General features: G+C 70.0%; 11 protein-coding genes and 1 pseudogene. 4 read left to right on the top strand and 8 right to left on the bottom strand.

All coding sequences use genetic code 11. The features are described 5' to 3' along the window. Position 1: 1 nt before the first annotated feature. Complete coding sequence (locus DSY14_RS11495; RefSeq protein ID WP_211716496.1) at positions 2-1381, top strand: phosphotransferase; 1380 nt, start codon at positions 2-4, stop codon at positions 1379-1381. 99 nt (positions 1382-1480) lie between these two features. Here the strand turns inward: DSY14_RS11495 and DSY14_RS29440 are convergent, their stop codons facing one another. Next, positions 1481-1726: a hypothetical protein gene (locus DSY14_RS29440; RefSeq protein ID WP_211716495.1), complete on the bottom strand. Its 246-nt coding sequence runs from the start codon at positions 1724-1726 to the stop codon at positions 1481-1483. A gap of 22 nt (positions 1727-1748) precedes the next feature. On the opposite strand from DSY14_RS29440, the gene glgB reads away from it, so the two are divergent. Further along, a complete protein-coding gene (gene glgB / locus DSY14_RS11485) occupies positions 1749-3890 on the top strand; it encodes a 1,4-alpha-glucan branching protein GlgB (RefSeq protein ID WP_374224003.1) in 2142 nt (713 codons plus the stop codon). 257 nt (positions 3891-4147) lie between these two features. Here the strand turns inward: glgB and DSY14_RS11480 are convergent, their stop codons facing one another. Further along, positions 4148-4750 (bottom strand): TetR/AcrR family transcriptional regulator, encoded by a 603-nt coding sequence (locus DSY14_RS11480; protein ID WP_211716494.1) that lies wholly within the window; start codon positions 4748-4750, stop codon positions 4148-4150. 71 nt (positions 4751-4821) lie between these two features. On the opposite strand from DSY14_RS11480, the gene DSY14_RS11475 reads away from it, so the two are divergent. Continuing rightward, on the top strand, positions 4822-5982 hold the full coding sequence (locus DSY14_RS11475) for an alpha/beta hydrolase (RefSeq protein ID WP_211716493.1): 1161 nt from the start codon (positions 4822-4824) through the stop codon (positions 5980-5982). Positions 5983-6219: 237 nt separating this feature from the next. Here the strand turns inward: DSY14_RS11475 and DSY14_RS11470 are convergent, their stop codons facing one another. The 6 genes from DSY14_RS11470 to rpsB all read right to left on the bottom strand — a co-directional run bounded on the left by DSY14_RS11470 (position 6220) and on the right by rpsB (position 11979). Continuing rightward, entirely contained in the window at positions 6220-7401 is a 1182-nt protein-coding gene (locus DSY14_RS11470) for a pyridoxal phosphate-dependent aminotransferase (protein ID WP_211716492.1), read from the bottom strand. 148 nt (positions 7402-7549) lie between these two features. Continuing rightward, on the bottom strand, positions 7550-8488 hold the full coding sequence (locus DSY14_RS11465; RefSeq protein WP_211716491.1) for a phosphatidate cytidylyltransferase: 939 nt from the start codon (positions 8486-8488) through the stop codon (positions 7550-7552). A gap of 3 nt (positions 8489-8491) precedes the next feature. Continuing rightward, on the bottom strand, positions 8492-9049 hold the full coding sequence (gene frr, locus DSY14_RS11460; RefSeq protein WP_211716490.1) for a ribosome recycling factor: 558 nt from the start codon (positions 9047-9049) through the stop codon (positions 8492-8494). An 88-nt stretch (positions 9050-9137) separates the two neighbouring features. After that, complete coding sequence (pyrH, locus tag DSY14_RS11455; RefSeq protein WP_211716489.1) at positions 9138-9881, bottom strand: UMP kinase; 744 nt, start codon at positions 9879-9881, stop codon at positions 9138-9140. Between the two features lie 174 nt (positions 9882-10055). After that, complete coding sequence (gene tsf / locus DSY14_RS11450; protein ID WP_211716488.1) at positions 10056-10892, bottom strand: translation elongation factor Ts; 837 nt, start codon at positions 10890-10892, stop codon at positions 10056-10058. A 151-nt stretch (positions 10893-11043) separates the two neighbouring features. After that, entirely contained in the window at positions 11044-11979 is a 936-nt protein-coding gene (gene rpsB, locus DSY14_RS11445) for a 30S ribosomal protein S2 (RefSeq protein WP_211716487.1), read from the bottom strand. Positions 11980-12276: 297 nt separating this feature from the next. Here rpsB and DSY14_RS11440 point away from each other — a divergent pair. Next, positions 12277-12547, top strand: a pseudogene (locus tag DSY14_RS11440) (M23 family peptidase); the annotation flags it as partial.

Raw genomic sequence — 12547 nt, 5'->3', positions numbered from 1 at the left:
CATGTCGCAGCTCGAAGAACTCCTGGCAGTCTGGCTACCCCGACAACGATGGTTCTCCGGCAAGGGGATCCCGATCCGACGGGTCCGGATCGAGAGCAGGTACACCCTGGTCTCGGCCGGTCCCGGTGGGCCCGACCTCAACGTGCTCGTCGTCCAGGCGGGGCAGCGCGGCACCAACTCGCGGTACCAGGTGTTGCTCGGGTCGCGTCCGCCGCGCTCGCTGCCGCCCCACCTGGCACGCTCCGCCATCGGCGTGTGCCCGGTCGCGGGCGGACGACCACGTGTGGTGTACGACGCCGCGCACGACCCCCAACTCACGGCACTGCTCCTGGAACGGTTCACCTCGGGTGAGGAGGGCGGACGACGGGGTCGGGTGCGGTTCCGCACCCTGCCGGGCGCCGAGGTACGGCCGTGCGGTGAGGGCCGGCTCCTGACCGGTGAACAGTCCAACACCTCCCTGGTGTACGGGCGCGACTACGTGCTCAAGACCTTCCGCAGGCTCTGGCCCGGGCGCAACCCGGACCTGGAGCTGAACATGGCGTTGTCGGGCTCGCCCTACGTGGCGCGCCCGTGCGGGTGGATCGAGGCCGACCTGTCCGGGCACACCACGCCCACCACGTTGGCGTTGCTGCAGACGTTCGTCCCGGACGCCACCGACGGCTGGTTGCTGGCCACGGAGAACGTGCGCAGGCTGTTGGAGGGCGAGGACGCCGACTTCGGTGACGAGGCGGCGCGGCTGGGGCACACCACCGCGCAGGTGCACAGTTCGCTGGCCCGGGCCCTGCCCACCGACGTGCTCTCACCCGCGTCGACGGCCGAACTGGCCGACGCCATGGTGGAACGCCTGGCGATGGCCTCCGCCGAGGTACCGGAGCTGGCCGAGCACGCGCCCCGCGTGATGGAGGCGTACGCCGACTTCGCCAAGGTGGACGAGCCCCTGCCGATCCAGCGGATCCACGGCGACTACCACCTGGGGCAGGTCATCCGCCCCGACTCCGGCTGGGTCCTGCTGGACTTCGAGGGCGAACCCACGGTGCCGGTGCGCGAGCGCCAACGGCTGTCCAGCCCGCTGCGGGACGTGGCGGGCATGCTGCGCTCCTTCGACTACGCGGCCGGCTACCTGCTGGTCGGGCGGCCGCACGACCCGGAGCTGACGTGGGCGGCGCGCGACTGGGTCCGCCGCAACCGGGACGCGTTCTGCCGCGGTTACGCCGACGGCGGCGGCGCCGACCCGGACAAGCACCTGACGGTGCTGCGCGCCTTCGAGTTCGACAAGGCGGTCTACGAGGTCCTGTACGAGGCGCACAACCGCCCCGACTGGCTGCGGGTACCGCTGGAGTCCATCGCCACAGCGGCCGGCGCGCCTCCGGTGCCCGGCTGAGTCCCCGGTGGCCGCCGTTCGCGCACGGCGGCCACCTCGTTCTTCCCCGCCGGACCAGAGTTTCACCGAACTCCCCGCTCATCCGACCACCACGAGTCATCACGGAGTCGCATTGTCACCGCGTACGACGAAGAAGTCCGCGACCGCCGACGAGCCGGCGGCGGAGCCCACGGCGGCGAAGAGGACGTCGACCGGGAAGAAGACCACGAAGACCGCGAAGACGGCGAAGGCCTCCGCCACGGCCGCGGCCACCGGGACGGCGCCGGGGAAGGCCGCCGGCGGGAACGGGGCGAAGGCCGCCCCGAAGAAGGCGACGGAGGGGAAGACGACCCGTCGGACGCGCACCCCGGCGGGACTCGCGGAGACCCTGGTCGAGGAACTCGACCGTGTGGTGGACGGCCGCCACCACGACCCGCACTCCGTCCTCGGCCTGCACGGACGCGACCTTCGGGTCCTGCGTCCCGGAGCGGTCGAGGCGCACGTCGTCCTTCCCGACGGCACCCGGGTCGCGCTGCCGCACCGTCACCGCGGCGTGTTCGCGGCCCGCCTCCCGAAGAAGGTCGACGACTACCGGATCGCGGTCCGCTACGAGGACGGCCCGGAACTGGTGCAGGCCGATTCCTACCGCTTCGCCCCCACGCTCGGGGAGCTGGACCTGCACCTGATCGGTGAGGGGCGTCACGAGGAACTGTGGCGTGCCCTGGGCTCTCACGTCACCGCCCCGGACGGGGCGCCGGACGACGCGGCCGGGACCCGGTTCGCGGTCTGGGCCCCCGCCGCGCGCGGGGTCCGGGTCATCGGCGACTTCAACTACTGGAGCGGGCTCGCCCACCCGATGCGCAGTCTGGGCTCCTCCGGCGTGTGGGAACTGTTCGTCCCCGGAGTCGGCGACGGCGCCCTGTACAAGTTCCAGATCCTCGGTTCCGACGGACACTGGCGGGACAAGGCCGACCCCATGGCCCGCCGCACCCAGGTGCCGCCGGCCACGGCCTCGGTCGTCACCGTCTCCGACCACGTGTGGACCGACGAACAGTGGATGGCCGAGCGCAAGGGCCTGGAACCCCACCGGGCCCCCATGAGCGTCTACGAGGTGCACCTGGGCTCCTGGCGCCCGGGCCTGTCCTACGTCGACCTGGCCGAACAGCTGGTGTCCTACGTCTCCGAGATGGGCTTCACCCACGTGGAGTTCCTGCCGGTGGCCGGGCACCCCTTCGACGGTTCGTGGGGGTACCAGGTCACCTCCTACTACGCGCCCACCCCGCGGTTCGGGTCCCCGGACGAGTTCCGGCACCTGGTGGACGCGTTGCACCGGGCGGACATCGGTGTGCTCCTGGACTGGGTGCCGGCGCATTTCCCCAAGGACTCCTGGGCGCTGGCCGACTTCGACGGCAGCGCCCTGTACGAGCACCCCGACCCGCGCCGGGGCGAGCACCCCGACTGGGGCACGCTGATCTTCAACTACGGGCGGACCGAGGTGCGCAACTTCCTCGTCGCCAACGCTCTGTACTGGTTGGAGGAGTTCCACATCGACGGACTGCGGGTGGACGCGGTCGCCTCGATGATCTACCTCGACTACTCGCGCGACTCCGGCGCCTGGGAGCCGAACGCGTTCGGCGGCCGGGAGAACCTGGAGGCGATCGACTTCCTCAAGGACCTCAACACCACGGTGTACCGGCGCAACCCCGACGTGGCGATGATCGCTGAGGAGTCCACCGCGTACACGGGGGTGACGACCCCGGTGGAGCACGGTGGCCTCGGTTTCGGGCTCAAGTGGAACATGGGGTGGATGCACGACTCCCTGGAGTACGTGAAGAAGGAACCGATCCACCGCAAGTACCACCACAACGACATCACGTTCTCGATGGTGTACGCCTACAGCGAGAACTACGTCCTGCCGCTGTCGCACGACGAGGTGGTGCACGGTAAGCAGTCGTTGTACAACAAGGCCCCCGGCGACGAGTGGCAGCGGGCGGCGAACCTGCGGGCCCTGTTGTCCTTCATGTGGTCGCACCCGGGCAAGCAGCTGCTGTTCATGGGCGGCGAGATCGCCCAGGGCGACGAGTGGTCGCACGAGCAGGGCGTGCCGTGGTGGCTGCTGCAGTACGACCACCACGCGGGCGTGCAGCAGCTGGTCAAGGCGCTCAACGACGCCTACCGACCGCGCGCGGCGCTGTGGTCGCTGGACACCGACCCGGCCGGGTTCGTCTGGCTGGACGGCGGTGACCACGAGGGCAACACCCTGAGCCACCTGCGTCGGGGCGAGGACGGATCGATGCTGGTGTGCGCGGTGAACTTCTCACCGGTGCCCCGCTCGGACTGGCGGATCGGTCTGCCGGTCGAGGGCCGCTGGAACGCGGTGCTCAACTCCGACGAGCCGCGCTTCGGCGGTTCGGGGCACGCGGCTCCCACCACGGTGGAGGCCCAGGCCCAGGAGTGGCACGGGCAGCCGTTCTCCGCGGAGATCACCCTGCCCCCGCTCGGCGCGGTCTGGTTCGAACCCCAGCGCTGAGCCACCGACCAGGGCCCTGGACGTTCCCCCGGAACGCCCAGGGCCCTGCCCTTCATGCGGCCCTGAGGCCCCGGGCCTCCGCCGGCGGTGCGGCGAGCGCGCCGGTTCGGGGACGCCGACGTGGTTCCGGTCGTGCTCGGTGGTCATGGCGTTCCTCCCGCCGGTCGCCCTCGGCGTCCGATGACCACGATCCTCATCCACCACCCGGAACGGCCCCGGGAACGGTCGGGGGCGTCGGGATGACCCGCGAGGACGGTTCAGCGCGCCGAGACCAGGGCGACGGCGGCGTCGATCGCCGCGCGCGGGCCGCTCAGGTCGGTGCCCTCGGGCAGACGGGCGCACGTGAGCCAGAGACCGTCGATGATGACCATGAGCAGTTCGACCAGGGCGTCGATGTCCTGCCCCGAGGTGAGTTCACCCTGGTCACGGGCGTAGGTGAGGGCGGCGGTCAGGTTCGCGCGCGACCGGGTGTCCAGGTCGGCGAGCACCTTCGCGAACTCCGGGTCGACGGCCGCGCGGGCGTAGTAGGCGGCCCAGATGCGGATCTGGGCCCGGCGGCGCTCGTCCGTGGGCAGCAGGTCCACGAGGACGGCGCGCAGTCCTTCGGCGAACGTCAGTAGCTCCGGGCCGATCCGGATGCGGGAGAAGCGGGCGGCGACCTCGTCGACGGAGGTGTCCAGGGCGAACCGGAGCAGGTCGTTCTTGGTGGGGAACGCGCGTTGGACGGCTCCGACGGACAGCCCCGCCTCGGTGGCCACCATCCGGACACTGACCTCTTCGAGCCCCCCGCGGGCGGCGATGCGGTGGATCGCCTCGGCCACGCTCCGGCGACGGTTCTGTCTGTCCACGACCTTCGGCACACCGTCATTCTCGCACAGGGTCGGATTCTGATACGTTCGTATCGATACGAACGTATCGAAAGGATGTCGCCGTGCCCCCTCCCCTGCTCCGCCGCACACTTCTGGTGTTCTCCGGGCTCTGTGCCCTGCCCGGGATCGCCTCCCTGGCCCTGGTCCTGTCGCCACCGCCCTCCTGGGAGGCGTGGCAGTACGCGTTGCTCGTCCTGGAGTTCTCGCTGTTCCTGGCCCTGCCCGCGCTGCTCGGACTCCTGGTCGGGTCGTTCGCCCGGGGCCGGTGGGGAGGGGCGCTGGCGGTCGTCAACGCGCTGCTGCTGGTCCTGGCCCTGGTGCCGTCGGTGGCCCTGTGGAGCACCGCACGCGACGAGGGCGCACCGTTGAGTCCGGCCGCCTACACCGCGGGGCTGTCCACCACCACCGACCGGGAACCGACGACCCTGACCTACCACCGGGTCGCGGACACACCCCTGGAACTGGACGTGTGGACACCCGCCGTCCCCGCCGACGACCCCCTGCCGGTCGTGGTCAACATCCACGGCGGCGCCGACGACCTGCCCCAGAGCCTGTTGCCGCGCTGGGACACGTGGCTGGCCGACGGCGACCGGGTGGTGTTCGACGTCGACTACCGCTTCTTCCCCGACGGTGCCTGGGAGGAGTCGGTGGCGGACGTCCGCTGCGCGCTCGGTTGGGTGGGCGAGCACGCCGCCGAACACGGGGGCGACCCGGAGCGGATCGCGGTGACCGGCCAGTCCGCCGGCGGCCTGTTGGCGCTCCTGGCCACCTACACCGACGACACACCGCCCTCCTGTGAGACCGAGGTTCCGGAGGTGACCGCCGTCGTCGCCTGGTACTCGGTGACCGACGGCACCCCCGACGCCCCCGCGATCCCCTGGCGCCAGCGTCACTCCCCCGTGGGCGACGAACTACTGGAGAGCAGCGAGGCCATGGTGGGCGGCCCACCGGAGGATTACCCGGACGAGTACGAGGCCCTGTCACCGATCCGGTCGGTCGGCCCGCAGTCGCCCCCGACCCTGGTGATCACCGCCGGGCACGACCTGTTCGTCGATCCCGAGGACAACCGCCGTTTCGTCGACCGTCTCAGCGGGGCGGGTGTCCCCCACCACCACCTGGAGTTGCCCTGGACCGAGCACATGTTCGACCTCAACTGGGGCGGGTTCGCGAGCCAGATCACCAGGCACGCCATCGACGTCTTCCTGGACGAGCACCTGGCCTGACGCGCACCCCGCGGGACCGGGCGGACGGCACACCACCCCCGGGTTCGGGCGGGCTCCGGGACCCCGACGGACCGCACGGGGACGTCGTCCGGCCCCTCCCCCACCCCACGAGGACCCGGAGCGCGGCAGGGACGGGTGAGGCCACCACGCACGCCGGCGGGACCGATCCGGCGGGAGCGGAGCGGCCCGGCGGTGCGTTCCGGTGGGGTCGTCGCCGCGGCGACGACCCCACCGAGGTCACCCCTTCTCGGACCGCCAGCGGTCGAGCCGCGCCACCGCCTCGTCGAGCACCTTGTCGCGCTTACAGAAGGCGAAACGCACCAGGTGGCGCCCCTCGTCCTCGTGGTCGTAGAACACCTTGGCCGGCACGGCCGCCACCCCGGCCTCACGGGGCAGCGCGCGGGCGACGTCCTCGCCGTCCTCGTAGCCGAGTGGTCGGATGTCGGCCATGAGGAAGTACGTGCCCTCGGACATGTCGACGTCGAACCCGGCTCCGATCAAACCCGCGGCGAGGCGGTCGCGCTTGCCCTGGAGCGCCGCGCGCTGCTCCTCGACCCACGCGTCCTCGTTGTCGAGGGCGTCGGCGATGGCCAACTGCAGGGCGCCGTTGGCGGAGAAGGTGAGGAACTGGTTGACCGTGCGCACCGCCCGGACCAGCGGCTCGGGGCCGCTCACCCAGCCGGTCTTCCACGCGGTGACGGCGAACGTCTTGCCCACCGACGAGATCGACAGGGTGCGCTCGCGCATGCCCGCCAGTGTGGCCAGGGGGATGTGCCGGTGGTCGTCGAAGGTGAGGAACTCGTACACCTCGTCGGTGACCGCGATGAGGTCGTGCTCCCGGCACAGGGAGGCGATCTCCTCCAGCTCGGCCGCGGTGAAGACCGTGCCGGTCGGGTTGTGCGGAGAGTTCACCATGATGAGCCGCGTGCGCGGCGTGACGGCGGCGCGCAGCTCGGCGGGGTCGAAGGTGAAGCGTCCGGTCGCGGCGTCACGGCGCAGCGCCACGGAGCGTCGCACGCCTCCCGCGAGCGAGATCATGGCGGCGTAGGAGTCGTACATCGGCTCGAAGACGATGACCTCGTCCCCGTGATCCACCAGCGCCAACAGGGACGCCGCGATCCCGGCGGTGGCACCGACGGTGACGTAGACCTCGGTGTCGGGGTCGAAGTCCAGACCGTAGTGGCGGGAGCGGTAGCGGCTCACCGCTCGGCGCAGCTCGGGGCGGCCCGGCCCGGGCGGGTACTGGTTCACCCCCTCCAGGATGTTCCGGGAGGCGTTCTCCAGCAGGCTCCGTGGCCCGTCGGTGTCGGGGAAACCCTGTCCCAGGTTGACGGATTCGGTCTCGACTGCGAGGCGCGTCATCTCGGCGAAGATGGTCTCGCCGTAGGTGCGCATGCGTGCGATCAGCGGTTCTTCCACGCGTCGAGCGTATCGACCCGTTCTCGGATCGGGCACCCCCGCACCCGGGTGAGCGTGCGGGGAGACGACGAAGGGCCCCGGTCTCGAGGTGCCCGGTCGTGTCACCGGACCCCACGAGGCCAGGGGCCCCTTCGGTCGAACACCGCCCTCAGGGCAGCAGCAGGCTCAGCACGATCCAGACCACCGGACCGGCGATGAGAAGCGAGTCGATACGGTCCATCAGACCGCCGTGGCCCGGCATGAACCGGCCCATGTCCTTGACCCCCAGGTCGCGCTTGAACAGCGACTCGATGAGGTCACCGACCGTGGCCGCCAGCACCACGGCCAGCCCCAGGATCACGCCGACCCACCAGGGGCCGTCGAGCATGAGGGTGACGCACAGGGCGCCCGCCACCGCACAGGCCACCACGGAGCCGCTGAAGCCCTCCCAGGTCTTGTTCGGGCTGATCACCGGCGCCATTTTGTGCCGACCCAGCAGGATCCCGGCGAAGTAGCCGCCGATGTCACTGGAGATCGTCACGACGATGAACGCCACGAGGCGGTACTGCCCGTCCTCGGGATGGGCGATGAGCAGCATCCAGGTGGCCAGCAGGAACGGCAGGTACACCAGGGTGAACAGGTTCGCCGACGCGTCGGCGACGAACCCCTCCGCCCCTCCCCGCAACCGCCAGACCAGGCAGGAGATGGCGGTGAGGGCGGCGATGCCCACCAACCAGTCGGCACCACCGAAATAGGCTCCGGCCTGCATCGCGACGCCGCCCACGGCCAGCGGGACCACGGCGAGGGTCATGCCCTTGCCGCCGAAGGCGCGGTTGAGTTCGCGGAGCCCGATCAGCACCCCGAGCGAGGTGATGATGGTGAACAGCTGAGGCCAGGGGAAGATCGAGAAGAAGACGAGTGCGCCGAGGGCGCACCCGCTGGCGATGGCCACCGGGAGGTTGCGACCGGTCTTGACCGGCCCACCCCCCGGCTTGTTCAGCACGAAGCGCTGACCGGCGGCCGTGTCCGTCTCCGGACGGGTACTGTCGTCGGGTCTGTGCTCCGGCGAGTGGTCATCGCCTCCGGAGCCGTTCGAAGGATGGGTCACCGGCTAAACCTCGAGGAGTTCCGCTTCCTTGTGCTTGAGCAGTTCGTCGATGGCGGCGACGTGCTTGTGCGCGAGCTCGTCCAGCTCGGCCTGGGCGCGGTGGGCCTCGTCCTCGCCCAGATCTCCGGCCTTGACACCCTTCTCGAAGCTGTCCTTGGCGCGACGACGGACGTTGCGGATGGAGACCTTGCTGTCCTCGGCCTTGGTGCGCGCGACCTTCACGTACTCCTTGCGACGCTCCTCGGACAGGTCCGGGAAGATCACGCGGATGACCTGACCGTCGTCGGACGGGTTGACGCCCAGGTCGCTGTTGCGGATCGCGTTGATGATCTCGGTGCGCGCGCTGACGTCGAACGGCGAGATGACGACCATCCGCGGTTCGGGGACCGAGAAGGAGGCCAGCTGGTTGATCGGCGTGCGGGCACCGTAGTAGTCGACGGTGATCTTGTTGAAGGTGGCCGGGGTGGGACGGCCGGTACGGATCGTCGCGAAGTCCTCCTTCGCCACGGTCACGGCCTTCTCCATCTTCTCCTCGGCCTCGAGGAGGGTTTCTTCGATCATTGTGGACACTCCCGGATTCTCGGCTGGGTGTTCGTGGCTTGGGATGCGTGGCCGCGGCCACGCCACTGGGCGGGTCGACCCGCCCTCGTCAGTCGGACGTCGGACCGACGATGGTGCCGATCTTCTCACCGCGGACGGCCCGCAGGATGTTGCCCTGGCTCATGAGGTCGAAGACGACGATGGGCAGCCCGTTGTCCATGCACAGGCTGACCGCGGTGGCGTCCATGACCTTGAGGCCGCGGGTGAGGACCTCGTTGTAGTTGAGCTTGTCGAACTTGACCGCGTCCGAGTTACGCTGCGGGTCGGAGTCGTAGACCCCGTCGACCTGGGTGCCCTTGAGGACCGCCTGGGCGCCGATCTCCAGTGCGCGCTGGGCGGCGGTGGTGTCCGTGGAGAAGAAGGGCGCACCGAGACCGGCGCCGAAGATGACCACACGGCCCTTCTCCAGGTGACGCACGGCCCGACGCGGGATGTAGGCCTCGGCGACCTGGCTCATGTGGATCGCGGTCTGCACACGCGTGTCCACGCCCAGGCGCTCGAGGAAGTCCTGGAGGGCGAGGCAGTTGATGACGGTGCCGAGCATGCCCATGTAGTCGGCGCGGCCGCGCTCGATGCCACCCTCGGTGAGCTGCGCGCCGCGGAACATGTTGCCGCCGCCGACGACCACGGCGACCTGGATGCCCTCGGAGACCGCCTCGGCGATGGACTCGGCCACGTACTGAACGACCTCGGGTTCGATGCCCAGCCCGCCGCCGCCCGCGAACGCCTCCCCCGAGAGCTTGAGCATGACACGCTTCCATCCGGAGTCGTGCATCGCGATTTCGGTGCTCATGGCTTCGTTCTTCGACACGGCCTGCGGCCTCCCTTGTTGTTCCCGAGCGGCACAGGGTCCCCCGAGTGCTCCTGCTGCGGGTGGATCGGACGCGCCCCGCCCGAAATCCACCCATATCCACCGAAAGTGCCGGGGAGAAACAGTCTCCCCGGCACTTCCATCATGTCAAAACCCCTAGGCCTGGCCGACCTTGAAGCGCACGAAACGCTTGACGGTCACGCCCGCCTCGTCGACGACCTTCTGGACGGTCTTCTTGTTCTCCTTGACGAAGGGCTGTCCCAGAAGGGTGACCTCCTTGAAGAAGCCGTTGAGGCGACCCTCGACGATCTTGGGGATCGCCTGCTCGGGCTTGCCCTCCTCGCGGGTGGTCTCCTCGGCGATGCGACGCTCGTTGGCGACGACGTCCTCGGGAACCTCGTCCTTGCCGACGTACTGCGGGGACAGCGCGGCGATCTGCTGAGCGAGGTCCTTGCCGACCTCCTCGTTCACCTGGTCCAGCTCGACCAGGACGCCCATGGTCGGGGGCAGGTCCGGGTCGGACTTGTGCAGGTAGCTGGCGACGAAGGCGCCGTCGAACTTGGCCAGACGGCGGAACTCGAGCTTCTCGCCGATGATGGCGCTCTTGCCCTCGATGTAGGCCTGCAGGCTCTTGCCCGGCTCGATCTCGGCGGCGGCGACGGTGGCGAGGTCGCCACTGTCCTGCGCGGCGACGAAGTCGGCGACCTGGTCGGCCAGCTCGATGAACTGGGCGTTCTTGGCGACGAAGTCGGTCTCGCAGTTGAGCTCGATCAGGGTGGCCTTGCCCTCGCCCTGACTGCGCAGCACGACGGTGCCCTGGGCGGCGGTGCGGTCCGCGCGCTTGTCGACGGACTTGGCGCCCTTGATGCGCAGGGCCTCGACGGCCTTGTCGAAGTCGCCGTCGGCCTCGGTCAGCGCCTTCTTGCAGTCCATCATGCCCGCGCCGGTCATGTCGCGCAGCTTCTTGACGTCCGCGGCGGTGAAGTTCGCCATGACTGTTCTCGAATTCCCTCGAAAGTGAAGTCTGATCTGGAAGTGGACCGTCCCGGGCGGACACCGCGCGGGCCGCCCCGCCCCCGCAGGGGGCGAGGCGGCGCTCAGGCGTCGGTACGCACCGTTGGGTCGTTCAGCGGCGGACCGCTGACTACTCGGCGGGGGCCTCGGGAGCCTCGGGGGCCTTCTCCGGAGCGTCGACCGGGGACTCCTCGGCGGTGGCCTCGGCCGGAGCCTCGGCGGCGACCTCGTCGGCCGGAGCCTTGGTGGCGGTCTCGTCCGGAGCCTGCTCGGCGGCGGCCTCGGCGGCCTCGGTCTTGCCTTCGAGGAGCTCGCGCTCCCACTCGGGCATGGGCTCCTCGGCGGCCTTCTCCTCGGTCGCGCCGGCGGCACCGGAGCGGACCATCAGACCGTCGGCGACGGCGTCGGCGACCACGCGGGTCAGCAGGCTGACACTGCGGATGGCGTCGTCGTTACCCGGGATCGGGTAGTCGACCTCGTCCGGGTCGCAGTTGGTGTCGAGGATCGCGACGACCGGGATGTTCAGCTTGCGAGCCTCGCTGATCGCGATGTGCTCCTTCTTGGTGTCCACGATCCACACGGCGCTGGGCACGCGGGACATGTCGCGGATACCACCGAGGGTGCGCTCCAGCTTCTCCTTCTCACGGCGAAGGTTCAGCAGCTCCTTCTTGGTGAGCGAGGAACCGGCGACGTCGTCGAAGTCGATCTCCTCCAGCTCCTTGAGGCGCTGGAGCCGCTTGTGGACGGTGGAGAAGTTGGTGAGCATGCCGCCCAGCCAACGCTGGTTGACGAACGGCATGCCGACGCGGCGAGCCTGCTCGTCGATGGCCTCCTGCGCCTGCTTCTTGGTGCCGACGAACAGGATGGTGCCACCGTGGGCGACCGTCTGCTTGACGAACTCGTAGGCACGGTCGATGTACGCCAGCGACTTCTGAAGGTCGATGATGTAGATGCCGTTGCGCTCGGTGAAGATGAAGCGCTTCATCTTCGGGTTCCAGCGACGGGTCTGGTGCCCGAAGTGGACGCCGCTCTCCAGGAGCTGGCGAATCGTCACGACTGTGGCCATGACCTGGTCCTCCTCAGCGGTGGCGGAACGCGGGTTCCGCCGTCGGTTGTACCTGACGCCCCGCCCGTACCACCACACCGCGCGAGGCGGCGTGGACCGTGGGCACAGACCCTCCCGAGGGAGGCAGGTGGGCGTGCGTATTGTGGTTCGACCCGTGTGGGCCGGACATGATTCTATCCTCCACCGGGCACACCCCGGAACAACACTGTGCGCAGGGGGATCTCAGGGCCGGAACGCGTCGTCCACAGGCTCCGTCCGGCTCTGGCGGAGCGGGGCCGCGACCCGCACCCTGGAATCATGACCGACCCCCGTCTCTGGGCACTGTCACTGATCCTCACGCTCCTGCTCTTCCCCCTCCTCACGCCGCGAACCGCCCTGGCCGCACCCGCGCCGGAAGGCCGTTGGCGCTGGCCGGTGGACCCCCCGGTCCAGGTGCTGCGCGGCTTCGAACCCCCCGCCCAACGCTGGTCCCCCGGCCACCGCGGCGTCGACCTCGCCGCCGAACCGGGGCACAGCGTCTACCCGGCGGGCCCGGGTCGGCGGCGAGGTCGACGCCGCGGTGGCCGGG

The organism is Nocardiopsis sp. MG754419 (genome assembly GCF_018207095.1).
Lineage (GTDB): Bacteria > Actinomycetota > Actinomycetes > Streptosporangiales > Streptosporangiaceae > Nocardiopsis.
The sequence above is the reverse complement of the archived record's forward strand: the minus strand, read 5'-3'. Positions and strand labels throughout refer to the sequence as shown.